This window comes from Polyangiaceae bacterium (genome assembly GCA_020633205.1).
Classification (GTDB): domain Bacteria; phylum Myxococcota_A; class Polyangia; order Polyangiales; family Polyangiaceae; genus JAHBVY01.
The window spans coordinates 841127-867305 of record JACKEB010000011.1 but is presented as its reverse complement, the minus strand read 5'-3'; the positions used below and the strand labels follow the sequence as shown (position 1 = coordinate 867305).

Genomic DNA, 26179 nt, shown 5'->3' with positions numbered 1-26179 from the left:
TGTGCTCTACATCATCCTGGTCATGGTGGTCTGGCTGTTCGTCTGGCGGATCATCAAGTCGGCCGACGCGGAGCGAGAAGCCAAGCACCGGCTCAACCACCGCATGCGCCTGCGACGCATGGCCAAGCGCGGCCCGGCACCAGCGCCTAATGACGGTCAAGCCTCAGGCGAAGATGAGAGCGATGAAGGCGAGGAGCGCAACCAGGAAGACACCTGACGTCGCTTGCCATGGGCCCGTGGCGTCGCTAAGTGCTGCGAGAGATGAGCAGCGTCGCGCTCGTGAAGCGCATTGACTGGGCCCCGGGCCTCTCGACCTTTCGTTTGAACAAAAGCGCCAAGTTCGAGCCGGGTCAGTTCTTCAACTTCGGGGTGGAAACCCCCGCCGGCTTGGTGCGCCGCTCCTATTCAGCAGCCTCCGCGCCTGGCGAGCCACTCGAGTTCCTCGTGACGGAGGTGCTCGGGGGCGCCCTCACCCCCAGCCTGTTCGAGATCGCCGAAGGCAGCCCCATCGACTTGAATCCCCACGCTCAAGGCTTCTTCACCCTCAAGCACGTGCCCACCACACGCGACGGTTGGTTGGTCGCTACGGGCACGGGGCTCGGACCGTTCATCTCGATGTTGCGTAGCGGACAGCTGTGGGACCACTTCGAGCGCCTGTTCGTGGTGCATGGCGTCCGCGAGCGGGCTCATTTCGCCTACGCCGACGAGCTGCGGGAGTTTGAGGCAAAGCACAGCAACTTCCGCTACTTGCGCTGCGTGAGTCGAGAGCCGGCAGGCCCCGGGGAGATCTCCGGACGCATCCCCGCGGCCCTCGCGGATGGGCGCATCCAGGCGCTCGCAGGCGCCGAGCTCGAACCTGAGCATTGCCATGTGCTTTTGTGCGGCAATCCCCAGATGATCGATGATACCCACGAGGCGCTCAAACCCCTCGGCTTGGTCAAGCACCGCGTGCGCAAGCCAGGGCACATTTCCGTAGAGAAATACTGGTAGGCACTCGTGACGCAGGCGCGACGCGGGTCATTGGAAGGACCCGATCGTGGGAAGCGTTCAGTCACATACGTTGCTCGCCCTGGTACGCGCCGAGGAGCTCGGCCTCACTGAGGCGACGCACCTCGCCGTCTCCAATATCGACCCGCTGCTTCGGGGCCGGGTGAAGCGCAACATGGGAAAGGCGCTCGCGACGGCGCGAGCGGACCTGCTTGAGGCGACCCCCGAGCACGTGCTCCAGGCCGCCTTCCTGCAGTTACATCCGCGCGGTAAAGACGTAGACATCCAGGACCCGGTCGCCGTCAGCAACGCGTTCGCGGAGCTCCGAAGCTCGGCGGAGGTACCCAGGTCTTCTACCCGCGCGCCCAGCTTGGTCGTGTTCGTCGGTCTTGCGTTGCTGGTGCTCGCGACCGCAGGCATCGTCATCTACAAGAAGTACAACCCGACTCCTGAAGATGCGTTTCTCGCGACGCCCCTCGGCAAGGCGCTCGACAAGCCACTAACAGGCTTCGTGGTCGCCATCGACAAAGCGCAGGACACCAAGCCCTTCACCGACGAGCTACTGAGCCCCGCGGTGCAGAAGCAAACGGGCGACGATGCGTACAACCGCCTCTCGGATGTGGTGAGCGCGAGCATCGCCATGAGCAAGACGAAGCCGACCGAGGAACTCTACCTGGACTACAACAAGAAGCTGAACGCGCTGAACCTGGCGTTTACCGACGCCAAGGTGCCCGCCTTCTTGTACGCCTACCTGGAGACCACCAACGACGGCCTGAGCTCCAACTGGCTGATGGCATACGTGGTGCGACGGCGCTTCTCGGTGAAGATCGGCTCCCAAGAGCTGAAGGTGATGTGGGGCAAGCGCATCGATCGCCTCAACTTCAACATGACGGCTACCGGCCTGCTCTCCCCGGGGCACGACTTCGTCATGCTGCCCATCGAGTACAACGAGTACTACTTCTTGGACCGCCTGCTCTTGCCGTCCGGAACCAACGGCACCCTGGGCCTCGACATCGGACGGGACAACAACGAGGCGGTGCTCACGGCTGGGCGCAAGGCGGCGCCTCTCGTATTCGAAGAGATCGTCAATAACTCCGAGTTCTCGCAGGACGACGCGGAGTTCGTCGCGAGCGAGCTCAAGCGCCGCGACCTCGGCATCCAGGCGCTGCGCCGCAAGAACTACCGCCTCCGGGGTGACGTGACCCTACGCATGCCGGAAGCCTTGGTGGAGCAGCTCGACGAGATCAACGACCCGGACGCGCAGCAAATCGTCAAGGCGGCGGATCGCCTCGAGGGCTATCAGCGCCAGGTCGACAGCGCGCTCACTCACATCTTGGAGCTACAAGAGCGGGAGTTCGTCGTCGAGCAGCTGGAGAAGAAGCGCCTCGATCCCGACCAGTTCGCGCTGCCTGAGGGCGCCGGCAAGGACAGCATCGACAAGCGAGCGTTTGTTTCCTCGCGGCTACTCTTGCTGATGCGCGAACAACCCTGTCCGCGCATCGCCCTGTGGCGCGTCGCCGCCTCCGGCCTCAGCGACGTCACCAGCCTCCCCCGAGCCCACGGCGGCGCCTTCGTGCTGTCGCTCTTGGGTCATGAGCTTGGGCTGCTACCGAAAGACCAATGGCTCAGCGCCCTGCGCCGCGAGCGAACTCAGCTGGCGCAGCTCACCGAAAAGCTCTTCGACAAGTCCCCAGCGGAAATCCAAAAAGCCGCGGCCGCAGCCTACGACCAAGTCTTCAAGTCCAAGCCCCCAGAGGTCGTGGTCACGGAGCTAGGGAAGTAAGCACGGTCTCCAGCTTCTCGCTCAAGTCCTGGTCGCGATCATAGCCACGTTGCTCGATTTCTCTGAGTCGCTGGCGGACTCGAGCCAGATCGACCTCATTGCAGAGGAGCAGGTTCCGCGCGTCGATGCGGTCCTGAAGGCGCTGGTCCGTCATAGACAGGACCTTCATCGCAAGCAACTCTTCTGACTCGGCGACAGGTATCGCGCCGACTCCGGGGTAGTCAAACATGGACGCCGCATTGACGACCTCCGCCTCGATGCCACAAGACGCAAAGATCAAGTCCACGACCAGACCCGACGGGGAACGCAACCTAGCGGTGGCAAGCCGCTGGTGCCTCTCATGCTCCACGGTCGTGACCGGCGAGTACCCTGCGGCACGAAGGCGATAGATCACATCCTCCGCCTCGACATCATTGGCGACAGCCACGGCAAGGTCCACGTCCCGCGTAAAGCGCACCTCACTCCGCACGGAAATCGCTAACCCACCAACCAAAGCGAAACGGACGCCCAAGCCCTGCAGTGTGGCGGCGGCGTGCGCAAGCGCCGCCTCCGTCGTTTCACTCTTCACGGCACAGCCAGGCAAAGAAGCGCGCTTCTAGCTCCTCCTCGGAGGCGTTCGGATGGCGTATGCGAAGCTTGGCGCGCTGGAGGCGAAAGCCAGCGTCCATCAGCTCCAGCGCTTGGCGTAGCTTCTCCGCCGGAGGGGTCTCCCGACTGCGCTTGATGGCGTCCTCGTCCAACGCGTCCACGAGGTCCAGCATAGCGCACTCCTCACCCGTCGCTCGCCGAGTTTCGCGTACACTTACTGAATGCGGCGCCCGGGTTCCCCAGAGGTCGTGGTCACGGAGCTAGGGAAGTGACCCGCCCGCGCAAACGCCGCGGCTACCGTCGCATCAGCGTCGAGGGGCGCGAGTACTGGTGGCGCCTGCAGCCGGGCTACGACTCGAGCGAGCTGCGCGTGAGCGGGTCCGATTCCTCGGGGCAACGGCTGGTGATCAAGCTCAAGGACTGGCGGGACCCCTGGCTGAACCTGTGCGGGTTCGAGGAGCGCGACGGGATGCTCCACTTGCACAGCTCAGCGCGGAACACCCCCGCGCTCATCACGCCAGCCTTCGTGGCTCCGTTGATCCGGCGTGCACTCGCAGAAGGCTGGTCACCCGAACGCCGCTTGCCCACGTTTCGCCTCGAGCACACGGCGACGCCTAGCGTAGACTCGCCCCATGGGTGACTGGGGACCAGGACCGTTTCAAAACGACCACGCGATGGATCTGTTGAGCTTCGAGACAGAGCGCTGGCGCGAGGCGCTCACGGTGCTCGACGATGAAGAGTCGCAGTGGGACGACGTGCAGGGCTTGCTGGGCTACGTGGCGTTGCTTGGCTTCGCCGCGAAGGAAGCGGGTGCCTTTGGCTTGCTCGTAGACAAATCGAAACCCGAATCGAGTCGCGAAGTCGCCAAGCGCTGGAAGGCGCGCTTTCTCCAGATCGAGGACAAGATCAAAGAGGAGCCCGACTTTGAAATGAGCGACGGCTTCAAGGCGCGTCGCAGAGCCGTGACCAAGACCTTTGATGCCTTGATCCGGGCGCTGGATGAAGACGACGCGCCTCCCCCCCAAGAACCAAAGCAGCGCGCGAAGAAGGCTACCAAGAGGTAACTAATCCGCGCGGAAGAGCGCCACCAAATGCTGAGTGACGCGCTCAGCCGCCTTCTCGGCGCTCAGGGGCTTGCCATCGCCGACCAAGCCATCCAGGTAGAGCATGGCCACGCCGTGCACCAGCGCCCAGGCGAGCTCGGTCAGCTCTTGAACGCTAATGCTGGTGGCGATGCCTTCTTCATGCAGGCGCATCAGGGCGCGGGGCAAGTGCTCTGCCGACTGGCGACACGCCTTGTCAAGCTCGGGGTCGTGACCACTGGCTTGACCGATGGGACTGAAGATCAAGCGAAACAGATTTGGGTTCCGCGCGGCAAATCGAACATACGCGACGCCTAGTTGTTGCACAGCTTCAAGCGCGGAGGTCTCCGCGCACTGCTTGCTGACCTTGCCGAGCGCCTGATCGAAACGCTGGTAGCCCCGGGCGGCGACCCCCCGCAGCAGCGCGTCCTTGTCGGGAAAGTGACGGTACGGAGCGGCGCTGCTCACCCCGGCGCGACGCGCCAGCTCACGCAGGGACAAGGCGTCGATGCCAGCTTCTGCTACCAGCTCCACACCGGCATCGAGCAGCGTCTCCCGCAGGGAGCCATGGTGATAGGTCGCGCCCATTGCCGCATTCATATACCGGTCAAAGCTCGCGCTCGCAGGCTTTTGCGCGCGTTCGGCTGCGCTTTCAGCCAGATCGAGAGTTGGGGGAGAGGAAAAGCGTTTGCCCAACTTGACGTGCCCAGGGTCGCAATGTAAACACCAATAACATTGTTATCGCCGTTTACATGAGGCTCCGGGTTGACCGAGGCTAGGCGGCGAGTCCAGGAGATCGAGATGGCGAAGCGAGCGGTGGTGATCGGTACCGGGGCGGGGGGACTAACGGCAGCCGTCGGTTTGGCTCAAGCCGGCTTCGAGGTCGTGGCGCTCGAACGCGAAAAGCAGCTCGGCGGCTTCCTGAATCCGTTCAAGCGCAAGAAGTTCCACTTCGACCCCGGCGTGCACTACGTCGGGCAGTGCGATCCGGGCGGCGATATGTACCGCGTGCTGGAGCGCTGTGGGGTCGACCCCAGCGCACTGATGGCGCCGATGGATCCCGAGTGCTTCGACTTGCTGCGCTTCCCCGACTTCGAGGTGAAGGTGCCTCAAGGCGCCGACAACTATCGGGACAACCTGCTCGCGCTTTTCCCCGAGGATCGAGCGGACGTCGACCGCTACTTCAGCGTGGTGAAGGCCATGCTGCCGTTGATGCGCTCCGACGTGAGCGGCGCGAAGAAGCTCATGCAAGTGCCGAAGATCGCGCGCCTAGCCCTGGAGACGTATGGGCACTACCTGAACCGCGCGATCCAGAACCCGAAGCTCAGGAGCGTGCTCGGCGCCCAGTGCGGTGACTACGGACTACCGCCGAGCCAGGCACCTGCGCTGCTCGGCGTGGGCCTGCTCGCCCACTACCTGGATAGCGGCGGTTGGTTCCCCCGCGGCGGCAGCGGCACCTTGCGCGACGCCTTGGTCGACGCGGGCCGCAAGCTGGGTGTGGTGTACAAGCGGCGTGCAGAGGTCGCGAAGATCCACACCGAGGGCGGCAAGGTCAGCGGTGTGACGCTGAGCGACGGCGAACATTTCCCCGCGGATGTAGTAATCAGCGCGATCGATCCGACGCTCACCTACGGGCGCTTGCTCGAGCATGACGTGGTTCCCCAGAAGCTGCGGCGGAAGGTCAGCAAAAACATGCCGTCGGTGGGCTCGCTGTGCCTCTACTACGGCATGAACCGCGATCTACGCGATCACGGCATGGGCGCGTTCAATGTGTGGGACTACCACACCTGGGATTTGGACGAGGCGTTCGGCTACGCGCAGAAGGGTTCGAAGCTGCCCGAGGACCACGCGTTCTTCCTCTCCCCCAACTCGTTGAAGGACGACACTCACCAGATGGCGCCCGAAGGCATGAGCACCCTGGAGGTCGTCACGTTGGTGCCCTTTGCTCCATTCGCGAAGTGGCAGGACGCCAAGGCGCTCAAGCGCGGTGACGAATACGAAACCTTCAAGGCGGAAGCCGCGGCCACGCTGCGCGCCGCGGTCGACCGGCGCTGGCCAGGGATCATCGGAGACGTCGTGGTGGAGGACGTCTCGACGCCCCTCAGCAACATGCACTTCGCCGGGGTCGTTGCCGGAGGGATCTACGGCCCAGCCGTGATCCCCAGCCAGTTTGGCCCCAACGCCTATCAGACCAAGGGCGCGGTGGAGGGCCTGTACCTCGCCGGCTCCGGTGTGACGGGGCCCGGTGTCTCACCTTGCTTGGCTTCCGGCATCAAAGCGGCGCGCGCCGCGGCGAAGTCCCAGAGCAAGCGCTTTGGCTGGCTGCCCATGCGCACTCTAGCGCTCGCGAGATCCTAGGCTAGGCGCCAGGCCCTCATCCGGGGCGGCCACCCAGGGCGGTTACCAACGCCACGCAGCCCGTCACGACAGACGTCCATTCTGCCAATAGCTCCGGGTGCTTGCGCAACTGCTTCAGGCGCTCACCCTCGGCAGAAACGCTAAGGCCAGCTTCACTCACCCGGAGCTCGAAGCCAGCCCGCTCCAAGCCGAATCGCAGGTCACTCGCCGTTTGGTTTCCCTGAGGTAATGGAGCGCCAAGAATCGTCAAAGCGGCTTGGTGGTCGATATCCAGGGGCTTCACCCCGGGGATCTCCGCGGCGACGTGCAGCGTCGCACGCGTCACCATGTGCTGCGCCTTGCTCGGGTTGAAATCGATCAGGAACGGAAAGCCGTGGCAGTTGCCCGCCATGAACTGGTGGTTGACTCCGGTGTAGAGGCGCTGGATCGGAAACGGACCTGCCCAGTGCGTCAGAATCCAATCCGCAAGACCGCGGGTGCCGCTACCGCGCCTAGCATTGAAGGCGCGCTCGAGGGGCGCCATGCCACGCGCCGTCGCCTGTTGCTTGGACCAGCGTAGCCACAGGATGAGCCCAATCGTCCCCCACAGCCCGAGACTCACGCCGAGCAGAATCAGCAGCGGGGGCAACGGCAGCTCTTTGCCCTGCTGCAGCTGCTCAGCGGTGATCATCAGCGTCGGTAGCGTGAGCATCACCGCGAAAGGCACCAGCACGAAGAACACCACGTGCTTCCCGGAGCCACCACCGTACACGCTCGCAATCGTCTTTATTTCCGTACGATAGTGCCTCAGGGCCGCCTTGCGCCGCGCGCGAGCCGCGGCCTCCAACCCTTGCTGGATGGCCGTGCTGCCTGGGACCAGCGCAGCGTGACAGTGCGCGCAGGTGTCGATGGAGTCTCCCGGTGTGAGCTTGCCGGGTGCGCCACAGTTGGGGCAGGCCACCACGAGTTCGTCCAGCTGGCCGGGTTGAACGTTCCCCTTGCGGAACATGCTGATGAACATTCGGGCGTAAACCACCAGCGCTCCGCACATGAAGCCGCCCATCAGGACGACCGTCGGCATCAGCATCCAGTTCATCAGCCCCAAGCTGGCGAGTACTGCGCCCACCACGCCAGCGATCACGGCGCATACACCCGCGATCAGGAAGAACTCGGACGTTGTGTTGCGGCGATCCTCCGGGGTGCCGTACCACTTCTCGTACGCAGCCTGCTGGTCCGCGTGTTTCTCCGCGGCAATAAGATCGTGCTCGACGTTCGCTTGATAGTGCTGAAGTGCACGCAGCTTGTGGGGGTCCAACGCCTGCACGTGGGCGCAATACGGGCAACTCACGGCGTGCGCCAGCTGGGGCGGCCGGAACGCAGCTCCGCAACGCTCACATAGAACGGTTCCGGCGGTGGAAGGCGACGTGGGCGACTGCAAGAACTCGAGATTAGCCGACAACGTCGCCCACCGATACGGAATGCCGTGCGGTATCTCGAGCGGAGGCAGAGAGCAGAGCGTGCGTCGCAGCTCGGGACCGGCGAAGACGCGCGACGCGTGTCACACTACGTCCACCGTGTTCTGCCCCAACTGCAAGCGCGCGATGACGCCCCTCTTCGTTTCGTTCGTCTGCGACTTCTGCGACGGACTGGCCACCGACTCCAGCTATCACTGCGGGTTCGTGGTGTGGCGCAAGCGCCCCACGCCCGCAGAAGAGTACGTCTTTCGCACACGCCAAGATGCCGAAACTTGGCGGGCCGCCCGCGCCCTCAGTACGTGTGAGGTCGTCGAAGTGCGGTCCGTACATCCGTTTCGCTGGCGCACGAGCACCGGTAGCGTGCCGGATCTGGAGATGGCTGACGCCCTGATCAGCATCTGGCCAGATCATCGTTTCCCCGCGGTACCAAACAACGCCTTCCTGGTCGGTTCCGCAGCCTGACCAGTTGTCAGTTACAGCCAGGGAACTGACCGGCTCCGCTGACTTCCTGCGCCTCGGCGAACGCAATGTTGCTGTCCGTCAGCTGGTTTCCGTACACGTCGGTGATGCGGAAGGTGTAGGGCCCAGGGCCCATACCGGATGCCTGCACGAAGTAGTTGTAGTTCTCTCGAGGTATTTCGACGAAGGTGCCGCCGCCTGAGTCGTACTCGAACTTGGCGATCGCGTTCTTGTGGTTGCGCACCTGCACCGCGCTCCACCACTGGTTGGAGCCCTCCTTGAAGCGGTACTTCACGTTACCCGAAACGCCGCAGGGCACGTACTTCCAGCTGATGGCCACGCGCCCCGCCGAGATTGCCGCGACTTTCTCGAACGCCTGAGGGCTGAGGTCGATGTCGCCAGGTGCGCACTCTGGACACCGATCGACAATCCGTACGGTAACACTGCCGTTCGGTCCGGTGATGGCGGCGCAGCTCCCGCAGGTCGCCGAGCCTTGGTAGTCGGTTTGGTTCATCGCTCCGACCATCAGGTCGTTGGGCGACGCATCGAAGCTGCAGTTACCTGAGCCATCGGCGTTGTAGTAGGTGCCCTCGCCGGTGTGTTCCGGCTCGCCATCACAAGGCACCTGATTGCCTGAGCCCCCATTCCCACTGCCGCCGCTCGCGGTGCTACCGCCATTTGCGGTACTGCCGCCGTTGGCAGTCGAGCCGCCGTTTGCGGTACTGCCACCGTTAGCAGTACTACCGCCGTTCGCACTGGATCCGCCATTCCCGCTGCTTCCAGAGGTGCCGCCGGAGCCCCCAGTCGAGTTCCCATCGCTGCCACAGCTCAGGCACAACGCGCCTAACCCCCAAACCACGTGGGAAAGCTTCATGGCGATCATTCTGCCATGCATCGCGCCTTCGCGAACCGGACTTCAGCGACAGACGTAGTTTCCAAGGGTTGCGCACTCGGAGTCGCCGTTGCAACCGATGTAGCGGCACACCCCCTGGTCGCATTCGTAGTTGCTCGCGGTGTAGCCAGGCTGGCCGTTCGAGCAGTCTGCGGGCGTGGTGCACTCCGGGAAGCAGAAGGAGCCGCCGCCCAGATCGGCGCATGCGTAGGGCTTGTTCACCAACGCGCCGAGGGCGTCGCACTCCGCCTCGTTGTTGCAGCCTTGATAGAAGCAGCCGCCGTTCTCGCAGCTGTAGTTGTCGGCATCGTCATAGGCCTGACCGCTTCCGCAGTTGCTCGCGGAGCTACAGCCTTTCACGCAGGTGGACAGGCCGTATTGTTCTCGGCAAACGTAGTTCCCCAAGGAAGCACAGTCGGAGTCGGCCTTGCATCCCTGCCATTTGCAGACACCGGCGTCGCACGCATAGTGAGCCGCATCGTAGGGAGCCGGCCCGGACGCGCAGTCAGCAGGGGCGGAGCAGGCAAGCTGACAGACGGGAATGCTCTGGACGCTCCCGCCCGCCCCACCAGTCCCGTTCCCCGAGGAACCGCCGTTTGCACCTGAGCCACCGTCCGCGCCACTCCCACCCTGACCGGAGCCGGCGCTGCCACCCTGTGCGCCGCTGCCACCCTGTGCGCCGCTGCCGCCCTGTGCCCCGCTACTGCCCTGTGCGCCGCTGCCGCCTTGGCCTGAACCGCTGCTACCACCGCTTGCAGCGCTCCCGCCTTGGCCACCGCTCCCACCCGAAGAACTGTCGTCAGAGCAACCGACTCCGAGAACCAAAACCAAGACGCACCCAACCAAGCGACTCATGGCGAGATGGATACCGCTTTCCGGCGGCGTGTCGCTACTCCTCTTGGAACTCTACGATTTTGTCCAAGATCTCGGCGAAGCGATCAGGACCGAAGTGCGCACCGGAGGTCATCCAATCCGTATGCAAACTCCCGGGTGAGTCGTCGTGGAAGTGGCCGAGCATATCGAGGTGATCGCCCTCACCGACCCATAAGAGCTTGCCCCACAGCATGGAGAGTGTCGGCACGACGCCGTCGTTGCTGCGGTCGTCGACGTCAGTACGCACCCCATCAGCGATGCGCTGCTTCTCCTCAGCGGTGGGTGCGGCGTAGGGGTAACGCTTGTGAGCCTGAGACGCGAAGGTGTAGAGCGTGGTGTACACGCCCGCGGTGAGGGCGGCGTAGGGGGAACGCACACGCTTGGCCACTTTGAGTGAGGCAGGTGGCGGTGCCGCCGCAGCGACGCAGCCGTAGCGCACGTCGTCGTTGTCTTCGGTAGCGGCGTTGAAGAGATCGAGCGCCTCGGGCATGAGCTGAATCACGCCGCCTTGGTCGTGACGCACCTTCGACAGAAACTCACGGATCTCACCGCGGCCGCCCGTGTCGACGTAGCGCAGTACCATATCCGTGGCACGCCCAATCAGCCTCGAATCGCCACCGAGCAAGGAGTCGATGCCGCCAAGGGCAGCGAGCAGCTTGCTGAAGATCGCCAGGCTTGGTTCCCCCAGGGAAAGGGACACGACGGTGAACAAGCTCAGTGCGTACAACACGCGCGTACCCGAAACCGTCGCGAAATAGCCTGCGAGAGGCGTCCCGTAGTGAGGCGTGTTGAGCGAAACCAGCGACTGCACCCGCTGGGTCCACTCGAGCTGATCGTCCCGCACTGGCAAGTTCGTGGTTGGCGACAGCACAAGGCGCGCGTCGAGTCCACCCGTGGAATGTCCGATCAGGTGGATTGGCAACCCGTCGGTCGCGTGAGCGCTGACCTGCTCGGCCAACATTGCCGCACGGTAACGAATGGAGGAGGTCGGCGGCGTAGGCACCACCTCAATCACCACCTCTTTGCCACGCGCGCGGTAGCGATCAGTCAGCTCCCGCCGCATATGACTGAAGTAGTCGAAACCGGCCAGCGTCCCGAAACCGAACATCCCGGGGATCAGGTAGATGCGAGCAGCGGGTTCAGCCATGAGCAAGCATCGACGTTACCACGCCCGCTCACGCGTCTGGCAAGACCACAAGCACTGCCCCCACATGCAACGGGGCTGGCTTCTGGTCGGAATCAGGCTTTTTCTTGGGTTTGGGTGAGGTGCGCCGCAGCTCCACGCGGTAACTGCCAGGCTTCAGGTCCACGACCAGCTTGCGCGCATCACGCCCGACGCACGCGTCGGGCTGTGCCTCGTCGTAGATCTCGACATCACTCTCGAGGCCGCGGTCGAAGCCAAGCAAACGGTAACGCCCAGCGCGCTCGATCTTCACCCGATAGCTCACACCTTTTGTCGACTCGTCGTCACACGCCGAGGGCGCGAGCTCTGCCTGCAGGGGCTGAAAGTCGACCAACGGCAGCCCCGGCGCCACCCACGGTGCCTTACCACTGCCGTCGCCCGACCATGCCGCGACCTGATCCGCCCGGTACTTGCCAAGCTGCACCCGCCGGAGACGCTCGAGCACCTGCAGCGAGAGCCAGTTGCGCACGTTGTAGCCGAACTTCAGCCCCTGCTCGCTGAAGTCGCAGGGGTCTCGCCCCGCAGGTCCTTGGTAAGTCGATGGATGAATCCCATCGCCCGAAAGGCCGTGCTTGGGCAGCGGTTCGAGGGCGGCGTGGTAGTCGACCAGTGGGACCTGTAGCGCCGTCGCTACCCCACGGATCACTGCGTTGTAGCGCGGCACCTCGCGCCCCGCCTTGGCGCGGTCGGCCCGCCGCATGATCGTGTACAGGACCGGCAGTGTCCCGGCACGCTCGAGCTGCTCCACGAGATCGAAGAGCTTGTCAGCGTAGTGGTGTAGTGCCCCAATCTCGATGTCATTGGTGCCGAACTGCACGAGCGCGATCTGGGCGCTCATCGAGGTCTGTTCGCGCCACAGATGATTCTTCACGCCGTCGATGGCGTTCCAGGCACTCCAGCCCACGACTGCGGCTTGGCTCTCGTGGCCGAAAGAACCGCCGTACTTTTGCGTCGCACCGAAGTACTCGGCCACCGCGAACAGCTTTGGCTGCTGAGCTTCCAGCGACTTTAGGCTCGCCTTGCGCGGCACGCAGTACAGCGTGTCGCCGCTCGCAGTGACTGAGTCACCGACCTTGATGAAGCGATTGGCGTGGAGGTCCGCGTGCGCCGCCCAGGATTTTTTCCACGCAGTAATCTGTGCGTCGACAATGGGCGACTGAATCACTGCGCTGGGATAGCGCACGGGACCGGGAGGCGCCCCGGAGGGGGTCGCCGAGGAGGAAGCGGGAGGCGGCAGCGGTGTACTTGGCGGAGGTGACGGCGCTTGTGAGCTCGCACTCTCAGGTGCTCTCGGAGGAGCATCTTGATGGTCGCGAGCGTTGCACCCGCAACAGAGCACGATCAGCGCGCCAATGGTTCGCCAGGCCCTCATGTCCGAGCTTGTGTGCCAAAGATCGACGCAAGAACGCAAGCAAGTGCTCAAGCTCCGAACGCCGCCGCCGTTCCCCCGAGTACGTCGCGCTTGCGGCGTCGAGATTCGACCGCACCGGGTTCTGGTGACGGGTCGCCGGGGCACCGCCGTGGGCGGTGCGTTAGTCGCGCCTGTGCGCGGGGAATGGAGATCGCTATGAAGCGTAGCGCAGTTTTGGCCCTAGTGGGTGTCCTCAGCAGTGGTTGTGCGTTCGTTCCCTGGTCACAGACGGGCTCCGAAGAGAGCGATCCAGCCGCTAGGGGCACGGAGACGCCCGACGATCCGGTTGAAACCGATCCCGTTGACGACCCGACGGATCCCTTCGCTGCACCGACGCTGGGACACGACGGCTCTTTCTCCACGGATACTCCTGGTGAGGTCGTGGACACCCCTGAGCCCGGTTCCGACCTGCCCATGGACGGGGACTTCGTGTCGTTGGCCGTCGGAGAGCTCGACACGGTCGCCGTCGATAGCATCTACGATCAGAAGGAAGGCAGCGACCTCTGCGATTCGCATTTCCGCGTCACGCGCTCTGATGGCATGGGCAACAGTCTGGTGATCGAGGCTAACGAGAAAGACGGCGCCTACGAGTTTTCGGTTCGCCTCGACCAACTCAAGCGCGTCAATGGAGAGTGGCAGCGCCTGGTCGCCTATGTCGGGCCGAACTTCCAAGGCACGGAGTACACCGTCGATCTGCGCACTCAGGACGAGAACCAAGGCGACGTGGTGATCAAGATCACCCGCGCGATCGGCATCGGTCCGACGCAAAATGGCTGGGTAGAGGGCGACCTCTTCGTGCGCCTGCGCGGCACCTGCCTGAAAGACTGAACCACCCCAGCGCCAAACACACCGCTAGCGGGGCTCCTTGACGGCCCCGCTAGTCACGCGTGCGCGACCCGGTGTAGGGTTTGGCCCAATGAGGGGCGTCGAGATCCGGGACATCCAGGCGTCAGAGGTCGCAACGGCCGCGCGCGTTTTGGCGCGAGCGTTCACCACGAATCCTGGCATGCAGGCGATCTTCGATGACGTGAACGACGAGCAGCGCATCGACGTGCTCGAGCGCTTGTATCTGCGCTTCGTCGAGTCATGCCGCATCGGCGCCGTGGCGCGCTGTGCCGTGCGTGACGGCAAGCTCCTTGGCGCACAGCTCGCCTACGAACCGGAGCAGTACCCAGCCGAGGGTGATCCGGGTTGGATGATGCTGCGCGGCGTGTTCGAGACGGGGCTGCACTACGTGCATCGCATCGTGATCGCGGACATGTTCCTGCGCTCACGCCACATCGCCGAGCCGCATTGCTACCTCTTCATGCTGGGTGTGGACCCTATCGCCCAGGGCGGCGGCCTCGGAGGCGCGCTGCTCCGCGACTTCAACCAGCGCGCGATTGGCCGCGGCGTGGATGCCTACCTAGAGACGGATCGCCCGGCGGCGATGGCGATCTACCACCGGGACCACTACCGCATCCTGCGCGAAGAGGTGTTCAATCTGCAGGGGAACACCCGCACGTGGTTCATGCTCAAGCCGCTGAGCGCCCTGGAAGAAGACGAACGTCGGCGCGCCGCTCACTAGCGGTCTTTCGTACGCGGCCACAGGTTCCCCGGGGCAACGCAGCAGCTTCGAGCGGGACGCGGTTCTACTGCGGCTCGGTACAGCAGCGAAAGCCTTGATCGTAGCGCACGTAGTGTGGACCGTGGCCCCGGGTCTGCGGGCGACAGCGCTGGCGCGCTGGACCCCAGTGGCCGCCTTTCAAGATCATCTTGTAGCCATAGCGCCTGACGCTGCGGGTCCACTCGTCCACGTTGCCCGTGAGGTCGTATACGCCGTACGGGCTCACGCAGCGCGGGGACTCACCGGAGCGCTTACCTTGCCAGGCGAGGTCAAGGCCGCTCGCCGTGTGACCGGTGGTACGAGGCCTGAACGTGTCCTTATCAGGTCCGTTCGCCAGCACATCGATGTTGCAGGCTGCCTTGTCTCGCGTGTACCCGTACGGATACGGCAAGCCCTCTTCCCCTTCGCACGCTAGCGTCCACTCACTCTCGTCGCACAGGCGCTTGTTCACGCCTTTGCAGTACTTTTCTCCCTCCGCGAAAGTCGTGACGACGAGTGGGTACTCCCCGAAGGTGTTGGGGAACTCGAAGCGATCGATACATACATCAACCTCGCGGTTCTCCAGGCCTTGCTTGCGCTCGAGCCAGTCATCGCGATCGAACGCATCGCACAAGCCGTTGACGCCGTGGTCGTTGGTGCGCCACTTCTTGCAGCTCTGGTTCTGGGCAAGCTGCACGCCATCGGTATCCTCACGGCCCTGCTTGTCGAGCAGGAATTTGCCTCTTACCCGAAGCATCCCCGCTGGGCAGCCTGCCCGGTCGCCCGGAGTATCCGGCAGAGGCTGCAGCGCGTCCTGTTGCCCCACGGAAGCTTGCCAGTTCAAGCGCTCGACCTTGAACCAGGTAAAGCGCTTGCGTTCATAGCGCTCGCTGATTTCGAAGCCCAGCCTCTCCAACAGCGGCTTGGAACTCGTGGGCGCGCTGACCGTCGCCGTACTCGACGGCGCTACGGTCGGCGACGCGGTACTCGACGGCGACGCGCTCGCAGCTGCGCTCGGCGTCACCCTGTTAGCCGACGACACCCCGCTTGTTGACGCAGGCGTCTTGGCAATAGGACCGCCCGGTCCGTTGCTGCTTGCGGCTGGACCGCTATCCGAAGCAGCCTCGGTTTGTGAAGTTTTTGAACAGCCACCCCCAAACACCAAGCAAGCCAGCAACACGGTGATTCGCAACGGATATGAGGATGCTGTGTGGCTGGCCATGGCTTGAACGGCATCGAGCGAACGCCCGAACGCCCCACTGGCATTCCGGAGGACGGATCCGCAACGGGAAAACCCAACTGCGTATGTCCACGTGGAACCAAGGGAAAAACAGCGGCGCCGTTGGTACCTACCTATCCTGTCTCCGCGGCTTCGTGTAGCTTGCTTTGCGGGCGCTGGAGGTAGCGCCTGAGCTAGGGGACAACAGCATCGCGCCGGCTCGCTCGGTCCGTTGCTGTTCGTCCGTCAAAAGGAGACTGCTTTCCGATGGCAAACTATGGGTTCGTGCAGGTGCCGTGTTCCAAGTGCGGTACGACGGTTTGGATCAGTCCACAGGCGGGCATGGGGATCTGCCCTTCTTGCCACACGCAAAACAATCTCCCCCAGGGAGCAGCACCCCAAGCCGGTGCTCCCGGGGGCATGCCTGGGATGCCGAACACCTCGGCCCCACCCATGGCGATGCCGAATATGCCTGCGATGGGCGGCGGCGGCGGAAAGCTCAAGTTCATCGGTGGCGGTATCCTGGCCGTGCTGATCGCCGTTGGCGGTATTGGCTTCACCGTCCTGAAGAACAAGTTCATCGCCCCGAAGGGCAAGATGACCTACTCGTCCGCCGGCCTGAAGTCGTCGGACAAGCCCGACGGCGATGTGATGATGACCGGCGTCGCCGCGAACGCAAAGAAGTGGAAGAAAGACGCCTTCTGGTGGTCCACCAACTACCAGGCGGTGCGCAACGACGGCACCGTGGACGTCTCCAAGGGCGCACAGGTGATGTACGTCTCACCGAGCAAGGTGTCGTCGCCTTCTAAGACGGTGCGTAAGGACAGCATCCGCAAGTACGTCTTCACCTCGTCTTTCGTCGACCATTCCCGCAAGTGGAACGCCACCAACCAGTGGAAGGGTGTCGAGGCGCCAGCGCTGCCGACGTGCACCATCAAGCAACTGGCGAAGAACCTGGAGAAGGAGGGCTTAACCGCAGGGAAAACCGTGCGCATCTCCTTCGACCCCTCGTTCGACTGGGGCGCGGAGCAAGTTTGGCACGTGCGTGGCGAAGACCCGAAGATCGACCAGAGCTACTCCTTCAAGGATTGCTCCAAGGTCGACAAGAACGGCGCCCCCACCGGTAAGGGTGACGCCGCGGGCGGTGAAGGCGAAGGCGGCGACGGCGACGCCGAGTAAGTTCAGGCTGGTCTCGTAACGTTGGCTTGGAGCGGCCGCTGGGTATCACCTGGCGGCCGTTCGTCGTTTGTCGGCACGGCGCTCCTCCCCCCAAACCCTGGGGAAACGCTCGGAGGCCATACGCTCGGACTGCGTGGTGGGGCAGCTTGCTCGCTACTTCAGCGTGCAGCCTTTGCCACGGCAGCCGTCGATGTCCACGCGTCGCAAGCCCTTGATCGACTTCGACCAGCACCCGGCTTCGCTGGTGTCGAAGGCACCCGTGTACTTGCGGGCTCCCGGTTTGCGATTGAAGAAGGGCCCGGTGTCCACCTTCAAACCACCTTCCAGCTCTATATCACCACGGAAACGAAAGTAGCTCGCGCTGGCGTCAGGGCTCTTGTACAAGTTCTCTGGCGCGTTGAAGCGCAAGGTATAGATGACCTGGCAGCCGTTGCCGCGCACTTCGACGTGATGGAAGCGGTGCCCGTTGACTTGCGCGGTGATGGGCGCCTTGCGCACCCAAGAGCCGCCCTCGGCATCACCAGCCGCCGATGAGGACGCCAGCGACAGACATGCGGCGGCGGTCATGACCCAGATCCCCTTGCGAAACATACGCGGGAGCATGGCCCTGTTGGGGCGCTTGGCACAACCGCCACGGCGAAGTGTTCCGGCTCCAGACGCGATGGGGTATGAACGGCCCATGGCAGGTCACCTCCGCCCGTTCGTTCGCGGCTTTCGCGCTCTCAGTCGTCCACACTTGAGCAGCTTGCTCGGCCTCGGTTTCTTAGCCGCTTGCGGCGGCCCTTCCGAGCCCAAGATTGCCCCGGCCCCTAGTCCTTCGACCACCGCGAGCGCCATGATCGAACCCGCAGAGAAGCCCCATTTTGGTCCCCCACTAGCCAAGCGTGACGACATCGTCGACACCCTCCACGGCGTGCAGGTAGCCGACCCTTACCGCTGGCTGGAAGACGAGAAATCCGCAGACACCCAGGCCTGGATGAAGGAGTACGCGAACTTCACCAAAGCCTACCTTGCGAAGCTGCCCAGTCGCGATGCGCTCATGACGCGGCTCAAGGACCTCAGCTACATCGACTTCGTGGGCGCCCCGACCCACCGCGGGAAGCACTACTTCTTCGCGCGGCGTCACAAGGAAAAGGAAAAGACGGTCTGGTACTGGCGCGCCTCCAAGACGGCCGATCCGAAAGTGCTGCTCGACCCGAACACGATGAGCGACGACGGCAGCATCGCTCTGAAGCTGGTGGAGCCCTCCTACGACGGCAAGACGATCGTCTACTCCCTGAGCAAGAACAACGCGGATCAAGCAGCGCTCCACATCATGGACGTGGTGAGCGGCAAGGAGCGTGAGGCCGAAGTCATCGAAGGCGCGAAGTACGCTTACCCCTCCTGGAGCCCCGACAACAAAGGCTTCTACTACGTCAAGCTCCCCACGGATCCAAAGATCCCCGCGGCAGAGCTGCCAGGCTACGCGGAGCTCCGCTACCACAGGCTAGGCGACAAGCCGGAGGACGACGCGCTGATCTACGAGCGCACGAACGATCCCAAGCGCTTCCTCCACGGCGATGTGTCGCGTGACGGGCGCTGGCTGTTCGTCTACGAGAGCCACGGCTGGAACAGCCGGGACGTCTTCTACAAGGATCTCAAGAAGAAGGACGACCAGTTCAAGCCGCTGGTCGTGGGCATCGACGCGAAGTTCGATGTTTACGCATGGAAAAACAAGTTCTACATCCAGACCGAGTACAAGGGCCCGAAGGGTCGCATCCTGGCCGTTGACCCAGCGAAACCGGATCTGGAGGACTGGAAGGAGATCGTCCCGGAGCAGTCCGACGCAGTGCTCGAAAGCTTCAACATCGTCGGCGGTAAGCTCTCGCTGAGCTACCTCAAGAACGCCAGCACGGAGCTCCGCCTGCACGAGCTATCCGGAAAGCCTGTGCGCACCATCGAGCTTCCCGGCATCGGCAGCTCTTCGAATCTGAAGGGCAACCCCGACGAGGACGAGGCCTACTACACCTTCTCGTCCTTCACGACGCCCTACACCACCTTCGAAGTCAGCGTGAAGTCGGGCAAGAGCAAGCCGTACTTCGAGCTCGAGGTCCCAGTCGACCCGAAGAACTACGAGGTGAAGCAGGTCTGGTATCCGTCGAAGGACGGCACGAAGATCAGCATGTTCATCGTGTTGAAGAAGGACACGAAGCTCGATGGCTCGACGCCATTCCTGCTCTCCGGCTACGGCGGCTTCAACATCAGCGAGACACCGGACTTCGAAGCGTCCATCTTCGCGTGGCTCGAGAAAGGCGCTGGCTACGCGGTACCGAACCTGCGCGGTGGCGGCGAATACGGCGAGGAGTGGCACCGCGACGGGATGCTGCTGAAGAAGCAAAACGTGTTCGACGACTTCATCGGCGCCGCCGAGTACCTCGTCAAAGAGGGCTACACGAAGTCCGAGCGGCTAGCGATCTCCGGCGGCAGCAACGGCGGCCTCCTGGTGGGTGCGGCGATGACCCAGCGGCCGGATCTCTACAAGGCCGTGGTGTGCGGCGTGCCGCTCCTCGACATGGTGCGTTATCACCTCTTCGGCTCTGGCAAGACGTGGATCGAAGAGTACGGGTCCGCCGACGACCCTGAGCAGTTCAAAGCGCTCTACGGCTATTCCCCCTACCACCACGTCAAGCAAGGCACGGCTTACCCGGCGCTCTTGATGCTCAGCGCGGACAGCGACGACCGTGTCGATCCCATGCACGCGCGCAAGTTCACCGCGGAAATCCAGTGGGCGCAGAAGTCCGCAGAAGTCCCGGTTCTATTCCGCATGGAGACGAACGCCGGGCACGGTGGCGGCGACATGGTGGAGAAGCTGGTTGAGCGCCGGGCAGACACCTACGCCTTCTTGATCGAGCAACTAGGCGTAAAATAGCGCTGCACCGCGGGCAGCCGACTGGTCAAACCGGTTGTCGACGCCGCCTGCAGCAGTTCGTGTGCAAAGCCCCTGACATCGCTGTCATGAGGCTTGCGGCGTCAGGCCTTGGGCACCAGATGGTTCTGACTCACCGCCACTTCAGGTTTTGGATGGGGGTGAGGGCACGCCGCTTACTCCCACAACATCCTCCAAGACTTCGGTACGCGAGCGCTCTTCAGCAAGCGTGGGGAGCGGCCGTAGGTCATATTAGAGTTTGATTCGCAGGTCGCCGGGCAATCAGATCGGCACCTCCGCGTCGCTTTGTTCAGGCACGCTTTCCCCTCATGAAGATCGCAGTCATCAGTGACCTCCACCTCGGCGCAGGCGACGCTTGCGACTGGTTTGGTCACGATGAGCGCCAGTTCCTGCGCTTCTTGCGTTTCCTCGAGGATAATTTCGAGCGAGTCGTGCTCCTGGGGGATATCTGGGAGACGCTCACTTCGCGTAGCCATGGAGACTGGGTCGGCGGCCTAAAAGCAGCGAGAGAGGCGCATCGCGGCATCGCCCGGCGCTTCGAAGGGGCGAAGTACCAGTACGTCCACGGCAACCACGACCTGATCGCCGGGGCGGCTGAAGGGGTACCCGACCGCCTCCTGATCGACTCCGGCGACGCGCGCGTCGTGTTCACTCACGGGCACCACCACGACCTGTTGATCAGCAAGGCGCGCTGGTTGAGCGAGCTCGGCGTATGGCTCGGAGGTTGGATCCGCAGGGCGGGCCTAGACCCGCTCTACCGTGCGTTTCGTGGGATCGAGCGCCTGAGCGAGAACAACGCGGGCAATGACCAGCGGTTCCGCCGATGGGCGCTAGATGTGGCGCGTGATTACCGCGCGGATATTATCGTCACTGGACATACGCACCGCGCGCAGGTGTTCGAAGAAGGGCCTCGAGTATTCCTGAACAGCGGCTCCTGTCAGGAAGGGCGCTTCAGCTTTTCTGCCCTCGACACTGCGCGCGGCACGTTTGGGGTCCACGGCTACGAACCGTAGTGCGCCTTAGCCCTGGCAGGGCACACACACGTTGGGAACAACCCCAGTGCTGACTTCCGTGCAGCTCTGACCTCCAAACGCTGTGGCGCACGCTTCGACGTCGCAACCGCTGGGGGCTGAAGCCTTGGACGCTTCGCACTGAGCCACGCAGTTTGACTGCATGGAGGCCTCGACCTCACCGCAAGCCACGAAGTTGGCGCAGGCCGCCGCGCAACCACTGCTGCTGGTGCCGCCGCCATTGCTGCCGCCGCCATTGCCGCCGCCGTTGCCATTGCCGCCAGTGCCGCTGCCCTCGCAGATCGCTTGGCACTCGGGCGTGGCGTTGGCGATGACGGAGCACTCCGCGGTTCCCATCGAGTCCCCACACGCCTTGACTGCGGTGTCTGTCGGGGTGCAGGGCGGGGGGTTGTTGTTGCACTCCGTGCGGCAACTGGCTTGAGTTTCACCTTGCAGCAGGCCGCAGTCGTCGAGGCGCGCGCAGTAGGTGTTGCACAACGACGCGGTTGCGGCCTGAACGCCCCCGCCGCCACCTCCGTCACTGTCGCTACAGCCGGGAGCGAACAGGGCCAGAGTCACAAAAGAGAGGGAAAAGATGCCAGCCTTGGCTGATTGGAGGGTTTTCATACTGGCGGTATCTAAGCCGCCGCAGAGTACTCGGCCCGCGAAAAGTGACCAACCGGATACAAAACGAGCGGTCGGTCCCGCTTGTGGGACTGGCCAGGACGGCTGCTGAAGCTGCGACAAAACGCCGAGCGCCCGACAAGTCGGGCGCTCGATTCTGTCATTTCCGTGCAGCTATAAGTGCCGAGAGCCGCTCAGCCTTCGCTACACGCGTCGCACGCGGCGGGGTAACCGCCAGACGTCAGATCGTTGCACGACGTTGCACCGACGGCGCTGGCGCAGGCGTTGAAGTCGCAGCCCGCCGGAACGTTCGCTTGCTGGCAGCCAGTAACGCAGCCCGCTTGGTCCGAGGACTGGATGAATCCGCACTCCACGAACTTCGCGCAGTAGGTGTCGCACGCGCCGCCGCCGCCGCTGCCGCCGTTACCGCCGCCACCGCTGCCGCCGTTTCCGTTGCCGCCGTTGCCGCCGTTGCCCGAACCCTGGCAGAGGGTCGATTCCTCACACTGCGAGGGGAGCGTGCTCCCGACGGACCCACAGTCCAGGGACTTCAGCGCGCTGTCGCACGCTTGGTAGGCGGCGTTAGTGGGGGTGCACTGGGGAGCCGCGCTGCTGCAGCTCGACTGGCACTCCGCCATCGTGGTGGATCCAAGGGCGCCACACTCGTTCGCGCGATTGCAGTAGGTGGTGCAGAGACCCGCGGTGCCGGTGCCGCTGCCACCGTCGCTATCACTGCAGCCCACGCCGCTGCCGAACAGCGCGAGGCCCAAAGGAAAGATCAGCCAAACCCGTGAGGAAAAAGTCGTCCGCTTCATACGCTGAGCTTTTACGTACGCGAATAGCCGTACGTTCCTCAAGTGCAAAAGCGTGCAGCGAAGACCCCTCGCTGCGTCGGGTCAGTAGGCCCAGCGACCGATCATCTGCGGCAGCTTGCTAAGGCAGATATCGCTCGCCGGTGGCGACCGGACTATTACCGCCCGCTTGGCTGCCACCACCCCAGAGCACGAACTCACCCCCGGCGAAGGCGCCCACGCCGAAGCTGTGGGCGTGCCCAGAGGGCCAGCTGGGCACCGAGGTCCACGCGTTGGTGAACGCGTTGTAGGTCGCACCATTGGTCAAGAAGCTCGCGCCCACGCTCGAACGGCCACCCAAGAAGATAAGCTCCCCGTTGCGGATGCGAGCGGACCACCCCGTCTCCCGGTGGGGTGCCCAGCGCGCGCTCGGAGCGTTCGTCGTGGACATGTCGCCCCAGTGATTGGCTTCGCTATAGCGCTCACCGCTGTTCAGGATGCTGCCCTTGTCACGCCCACCCCAGAAGATGAACTCCGCACCGGTCCAGCCCCCAAACGCTCCGCGGCGGTTCCGCGAGGCATCGTCGAGCTGCTGCCACGTGTCGGGCTGATAGCGGAAGAGCTCCTTACTGTCCCCACCGGCCAACAACAGGGCAGCGCCATCCCAGGCCCAGGTCCAGTCGAGTCGCTCGTTGGGCGCGGCGGAACTCGTCACGTTGAGCCAGGTATCGCTGCCTGGCTCGTAGCGGGCCACTCCGGCTTCTGCCTTCCCACTGGTGTCCGTCCCACCCCAGATCAGGGCGCGGGTGCCAGTCCACACGCCGTAGGCGTCGGTACGGGCGCCCAACGCATTCCCCGGGCTGGCCATGGCACTCCAGCTGTTGGTGCTGGGGTCGTAGAGCGCACCGTTGCCTCGCAACGCGCCAGCCGTGCGATCCAGTCCGCCCCAAACGACCACCTTGCTGCCGGTCCACACCGCAACGGCGCCTTCACGCGCTGAAGGCGTGTTCGCGTCCTGTGCCACACTGGTCCAGGTGTTGGTCGCGACGTCGTAGATCGCACCCGTGGCCAGCGCCGTTTGGCCGCTGCTTCCGCCCCAGATGAACACCTGAGTGCCGTTGATCACGGCGTAGGCTGGATTCGTTCGGGGCGCGAAGCCACCCGGTGCCGCAGCCATGGTGACCCAGCGCGGCGAGCACTGACCGCCGCTACAGCTGCGTCCGTTTCCGCACGAAACACCGCAGCCACCGCAGTGGTTCGCATCGGTCTGGGTGTTGACGCAGCTACCACCACACAGGGTCTGCGGGGAGGTACAGCCGCTCACGCACTGGCCACCGCTACAGGTCTGCCCGGAGCCACACTGAGAGTTGTCGCAACACTCAAAGCAGCCGCTACCAGAGCAGCACATCGTGCCGCCGGTGCAGCCCGTGGAGAAGTCGCACTGACCTTGGGCGTTGCACACGTTCGCCGTGCAGGGATCCCCGTCGCTACAGTCCGAAGCACCGCAACACTGCCGACATTCGGAGCCGCAGTCCTTGGGCGTGGATGGCGCGCAACCGCAGCTCGAATCCGTGCACTGCGCACCCGGCTTGCAGGCGGTGGTGCAGTTGCCGCAGTGGCCGGCGTCGTTGGTCGTGTTGATCTCACAGCCGTCACCCGGCTGCCCGTTGCAGTCAGCCCAACCGACGTCGCACGTCGGCTGACCCGCTTCGCAGTGCTGGTTCGCGCCGACGGGTTGGTTGCAGCCACCACAATGGGAAGAGCTGGTGTCCGTGTCGACGCAGGACTGGTTGCAGAGGGTGCCGCTCGTACAGCTGGAAACGCAGCTAGCCCCATCACACACGGTGCCCCCGGTGCACTTGGTGGTGCAGTTGCCGCAATGGTCAGCGTCGCTGAGGTCCAGCTCACACCCCAGGGTGCTGTCGCAATCTTGGTAGCCCGTCTGGCAGCCACAGGTCGTGCCAGCGCAGGTGGCGTGAATGCCGCAGTCGTTGGCGCAGCTGCCACACGTCGCGGGCGCCGTGAGATCCGCCTCGCAGCCATTGTCCATCGTGCTGTCGCAGTCCGCGTAGCCATCCGCACAAGTGCACGAACCACCTTGGCAGACTTGATTCGGACCGCAGGCGCGACCGCAGCCGCCGCAGTTCTGGGGATCCGAGTCGCTCGAGGTCTCACAGCCGTTGCTCGGCTCGCCGTCGCAGTCGAGTGCACCCGTGGGGCACATACAAACACCGGAGACGCACGTCGCGTCCACGGGACAGGCGATGTCGCAGTTTCCGCAGTGCATCGGGTCCATCGCCGCGTTGACCTCGCAGCCATTGACGATGTTCTGGTCGCAGTCGAGGAAACCCTGGGCGCAACTGCTAGTGCAGGTGCCGCCCGAGCACGTCGTGCCAGGGCAACCGTTGCCGCAAACGCCGCAGTGCCGCGGCGAAGACTGGCGATTCACGCACTGGCCATCGCAGCAGTCCGCGGCAGCGCACTCAGAACAGGTGGCCGCATCGCTACCGCCATCGGTCGTGGTTCCTCCGCTGCCGCTCGTGCCGGCATTGCCGGAGACGCCTGCGCTGCCGGCGTTCCCGCCAACTCCACCGCTCCCGGCGCTCGCGTCGTTGTCGCTTCCACCAACTCCGCCGTTGCTGGCGGGGTCGACCACCTCGAAGTCATCGTTCGCGAGCTGCGGGCAGCCCGCCACGAGAAACATCAGGGGCAAACACCAAACGAGGAGCCGCAGCAGCTCGTGCTTCCGCGAGGTAACCATTAGAAGCTCCCCCAGACTCCGGCCTGACCCAAGCCAACGTAAGGCGAAACATGAGAGGCCGCCTTGCTGTCACCGCTTGGTGCCGTGGTGAACCACAGCACTCCGCCAGCGGCGATCCCCACCGCGCCCACGATGTACCCGATGGTCGACACGGTGCGCAGATCGCGGAAGGACTGCAGATCCGACTCCCCCTGGGAACCGCGCTCGCACTTCAGATCGGGACACGCGCTTTCGGCGCTCGAGTGCTTCGAAGTCGCCATCAGCCCGGTGATGACACCGACGGCCACCCCGGCGCCGCCAACACCCAAGGCGATGAAGGGCAGCGGTGAGCGGCCCTCCGACTGGGCCCCGGCGTCTTCACCGCTTGGCCCAGTGGGGCCGGGTGTTCCCGCGGGGATCTTGCTGGGGTCTACCTTCAGGGTCAGACTCACCGACTCCTTGGCTCGCTCAGCGACCTTGATGGTTTTCTCCACACGCGCGGCCCCAGGCGCTTCCGCATGGATTTTATACTCCCCCGGGTCAACCTTACGGTCAATGCCGACCAGCGCCGGCTCGAGGCGCACCCCGTTGAGCGTGACCGTGAACTCCTTGGCGCCCGCGACGCTGACCTTCAAGCGCGGCACCCGTGGACTGAGCTCCGCGAGATCCGCCTTCGCCACCTGAATCGCCTGCTTGAAGGCGTCCGGAGCATTGTCCGGCAACGGATAGCGCAGGGTCTTGATGTAGGCTTCCTCAGCCTCCACAAGGCGCCCCAGCTTGACCAGCGTCCGACCTAACCGCACGGAAAGCGTCGGTGCGGGATACAGGCTTTGAGCCCTCCGGTAGAGATCGACAGCGCGCGCGAAGTCACCGGCGTCGTAGGCTTGGTTGCCTTGGACGCCCAAGTCGCGCGCGGCGTTGCGACGTTCGTCTTCGGAAGACTGGGCGTAGCTCGGCGCGGCAGCCAGCGCGCTCGCTAGCAGCAATGCAGCAGGGGAAAATCGCATGGGAAAAGCTCGAGGGAGAAGCAAGCTC

At 64.0% G+C, this 26179-nt stretch carries 27 protein-coding genes; 13 read left to right on the top strand and 14 right to left on the bottom strand.

The window, feature by feature from the left end; all coding sequences use genetic code 11:
- Position 1 precedes the first annotated feature (1 nt).
- From H6718_10330 to H6718_10320, 3 genes are read left to right on the top strand one after another with little or no spacing between them, the layout of a single operon-like run.
- On the top strand, positions 2 to 217 hold the full coding sequence (locus H6718_10330) for a hypothetical protein (protein ID MCB9585788.1): 216 nt from the start codon (positions 2 to 4) through the stop codon (positions 215 to 217).
- A 44-nt stretch (positions 218 to 261) separates the two neighbouring features.
- The gene (locus tag H6718_10325; protein MCB9585787.1) at positions 262 to 990 is read left to right on the top strand and encodes a ferredoxin--NADP reductase; all 729 of its coding nucleotides are present in this window, start codon (positions 262 to 264) and stop codon (positions 988 to 990) included.
- A gap of 46 nt (positions 991 to 1036) precedes the next feature.
- On the top strand, positions 1037 to 2770 hold the full coding sequence (locus H6718_10320; GenBank protein MCB9585786.1) for a hypothetical protein: 1734 nt from the start codon (positions 1037 to 1039) through the stop codon (positions 2768 to 2770).
- Here the strand turns inward: H6718_10320 and H6718_10315 are convergent.
- Together H6718_10315 and H6718_10310 are read right to left on the bottom strand one after the other, a co-directional pair.
- Positions 2751 to 3338, bottom strand: coding sequence for a nucleotidyl transferase AbiEii/AbiGii toxin family protein (locus H6718_10315; GenBank protein MCB9585785.1), 588 nt, complete (start codon positions 3336 to 3338; stop codon positions 2751 to 2753). The two genes, H6718_10320 and H6718_10315, sit on opposite strands and share 20 nt — an antisense overlap.
- Positions 3328 to 3531 carry a hypothetical protein gene (locus H6718_10310; GenBank protein MCB9585784.1) on the bottom strand — a complete coding sequence of 68 codons (204 nt, stop codon included), beginning with the start codon at positions 3529 to 3531 and terminating at the stop codon, positions 3328 to 3330. The genes H6718_10315 and H6718_10310 overlap by 11 nt, the downstream gene beginning before the upstream one ends.
- A gap of 95 nt (positions 3532 to 3626) precedes the next feature.
- Between H6718_10310 and H6718_10305 the strand changes: the two genes are divergently transcribed.
- Both H6718_10305 and H6718_10300 read left to right on the top strand, forming a co-directional pair.
- A complete protein-coding gene (locus H6718_10305) occupies positions 3627 to 3998 on the top strand; it encodes a hypothetical protein (GenBank protein ID MCB9585783.1) in 372 nt (123 codons plus the stop codon).
- Entirely contained in the window at positions 3991 to 4422 is a 432-nt protein-coding gene (locus H6718_10300) for a hypothetical protein (protein MCB9585782.1), read from the top strand. Before H6718_10305 ends, H6718_10300 begins: the two co-directional genes overlap by 8 nt.
- Here the strand turns inward: H6718_10300 and H6718_10295 are convergent, their stop codons facing one another.
- A complete protein-coding gene (locus tag H6718_10295) occupies positions 4423 to 5028 on the bottom strand; it encodes a TetR/AcrR family transcriptional regulator (protein MCB9585781.1) in 606 nt (201 codons plus the stop codon). It abuts the gene before it with no gap.
- A 213-nt stretch (positions 5029 to 5241) separates the two neighbouring features.
- On the opposite strand from H6718_10295, the gene H6718_10290 reads away from it, so the two are divergent.
- On the top strand, positions 5242 to 6798 hold the full coding sequence (locus tag H6718_10290; protein ID MCB9585780.1) for an NAD(P)/FAD-dependent oxidoreductase: 1557 nt from the start codon (positions 5242 to 5244) through the stop codon (positions 6796 to 6798).
- Positions 6799 to 6814: 16 nt separating this feature from the next.
- Here the strand turns inward: H6718_10290 and H6718_10285 are convergent, their stop codons facing one another.
- Positions 6815 to 8101, bottom strand: a complete 1287-nt coding sequence (locus tag H6718_10285; GenBank protein MCB9585779.1) for a hypothetical protein — start codon at positions 8099 to 8101, stop codon at positions 6815 to 6817.
- 88 nt (positions 8102 to 8189) lie between these two features.
- Here H6718_10285 and H6718_10280 point away from each other — a divergent pair, with 88 nt between their 5' ends.
- The gene (locus H6718_10280) at positions 8190 to 8714 is read left to right on the top strand and encodes a hypothetical protein (protein MCB9585778.1); all 525 of its coding nucleotides are present in this window, start codon (positions 8190 to 8192) and stop codon (positions 8712 to 8714) included.
- A gap of 7 nt (positions 8715 to 8721) precedes the next feature.
- Here H6718_10280 and H6718_10275 read toward each other — a convergent pair whose 3' ends face one another.
- From H6718_10275 to H6718_10260, 4 genes are read right to left on the bottom strand one after another with little or no spacing between them, the layout of a single operon-like run.
- Positions 8722 to 9585 carry a hypothetical protein gene (locus H6718_10275; GenBank protein ID MCB9585777.1) on the bottom strand — a complete coding sequence of 288 codons (864 nt, stop codon included), beginning with the start codon at positions 9583 to 9585 and terminating at the stop codon, positions 8722 to 8724.
- A 42-nt stretch (positions 9586 to 9627) separates the two neighbouring features.
- Positions 9628 to 10458 (bottom strand): hypothetical protein, encoded by an 831-nt coding sequence (locus H6718_10270; protein MCB9585776.1) that lies wholly within the window; start codon positions 10456 to 10458, stop codon positions 9628 to 9630.
- A 34-nt stretch (positions 10459 to 10492) separates the two neighbouring features.
- A complete protein-coding gene (locus tag H6718_10265; GenBank protein MCB9585775.1) occupies positions 10493 to 11623 on the bottom strand; it encodes a hypothetical protein in 1131 nt (376 codons plus the stop codon).
- 28 nt (positions 11624 to 11651) lie between these two features.
- Positions 11652 to 12824 (bottom strand): SGNH/GDSL hydrolase family protein, encoded by a 1173-nt coding sequence (locus tag H6718_10260; protein MCB9585774.1) that lies wholly within the window; start codon positions 12822 to 12824, stop codon positions 11652 to 11654.
- A gap of 402 nt (positions 12825 to 13226) precedes the next feature.
- Between H6718_10260 and H6718_10255 the strand changes: the two genes are divergently transcribed.
- Both H6718_10255 and H6718_10250 read left to right on the top strand, forming a co-directional pair.
- Positions 13227 to 13898, top strand: coding sequence for a hypothetical protein (locus H6718_10255; GenBank protein MCB9585773.1), 672 nt, complete (start codon positions 13227 to 13229; stop codon positions 13896 to 13898).
- Between the two features lie 88 nt (positions 13899 to 13986).
- The gene (locus tag H6718_10250) at positions 13987 to 14637 is read left to right on the top strand and encodes a GNAT family N-acetyltransferase (protein MCB9585772.1); all 651 of its coding nucleotides are present in this window, start codon (positions 13987 to 13989) and stop codon (positions 14635 to 14637) included.
- A 64-nt stretch (positions 14638 to 14701) separates the two neighbouring features.
- Here the strand turns inward: H6718_10250 and H6718_10245 are convergent, their stop codons facing one another.
- Positions 14702 to 15571, bottom strand: a complete 870-nt coding sequence (locus H6718_10245; protein ID MCB9585771.1) for an SUMF1/EgtB/PvdO family nonheme iron enzyme — start codon at positions 15569 to 15571, stop codon at positions 14702 to 14704.
- A gap of 16 nt (positions 15572 to 15587) precedes the next feature.
- Between H6718_10245 and H6718_10240 the strand changes: the two genes are divergently transcribed.
- Positions 15588 to 15884 carry a hypothetical protein gene (locus tag H6718_10240; protein MCB9585770.1) on the top strand — a complete coding sequence of 99 codons (297 nt, stop codon included), beginning with the start codon at positions 15588 to 15590 and terminating at the stop codon, positions 15882 to 15884.
- Between the two features lie 257 nt (positions 15885 to 16141).
- Complete coding sequence (locus tag H6718_10235) at positions 16142 to 17053, top strand: hypothetical protein (GenBank protein ID MCB9585769.1); 912 nt, start codon at positions 16142 to 16144, stop codon at positions 17051 to 17053.
- A 153-nt stretch (positions 17054 to 17206) separates the two neighbouring features.
- Here the strand turns inward: H6718_10235 and H6718_10230 are convergent, their stop codons facing one another.
- Complete coding sequence (locus H6718_10230) at positions 17207 to 17644, bottom strand: hypothetical protein (GenBank protein MCB9585768.1); 438 nt, start codon at positions 17642 to 17644, stop codon at positions 17207 to 17209.
- 244 nt (positions 17645 to 17888) lie between these two features.
- On the opposite strand from H6718_10230, the gene H6718_10225 reads away from it, so the two are divergent.
- Both H6718_10225 and H6718_10220 read left to right on the top strand, forming a co-directional pair.
- On the top strand, positions 17889 to 19961 hold the full coding sequence (locus tag H6718_10225) for a S9 family peptidase (GenBank protein ID MCB9585767.1): 2073 nt from the start codon (positions 17889 to 17891) through the stop codon (positions 19959 to 19961).
- Between the two features lie 326 nt (positions 19962 to 20287).
- Positions 20288 to 20992, top strand: coding sequence for a metallophosphoesterase family protein (locus H6718_10220; GenBank protein ID MCB9585766.1), 705 nt, complete (start codon positions 20288 to 20290; stop codon positions 20990 to 20992).
- A 6-nt stretch (positions 20993 to 20998) separates the two neighbouring features.
- Here H6718_10220 and H6718_10215 read toward each other — a convergent pair whose 3' ends face one another.
- The 4 genes from H6718_10215 to H6718_10200 form a co-directional block, all read right to left on the bottom strand.
- Positions 20999 to 21616, bottom strand: a complete 618-nt coding sequence (locus tag H6718_10215) for a hypothetical protein (protein MCB9585765.1) — start codon at positions 21614 to 21616, stop codon at positions 20999 to 21001.
- Between the two features lie 191 nt (positions 21617 to 21807).
- A complete protein-coding gene (locus tag H6718_10210) occupies positions 21808 to 22428 on the bottom strand; it encodes a hypothetical protein (protein ID MCB9585764.1) in 621 nt (206 codons plus the stop codon).
- A 118-nt stretch (positions 22429 to 22546) separates the two neighbouring features.
- Positions 22547 to 25108 carry a hypothetical protein gene (locus tag H6718_10205; GenBank protein MCB9585763.1) on the bottom strand — a complete coding sequence of 854 codons (2562 nt, stop codon included), beginning with the start codon at positions 25106 to 25108 and terminating at the stop codon, positions 22547 to 22549.
- A gap of 56 nt (positions 25109 to 25164) precedes the next feature.
- Positions 25165 to 26151, bottom strand: a complete 987-nt coding sequence (locus H6718_10200) for a hypothetical protein (protein MCB9585762.1) — start codon at positions 26149 to 26151, stop codon at positions 25165 to 25167.
- Positions 26152 to 26179: the final 28 nt, after the last annotated feature.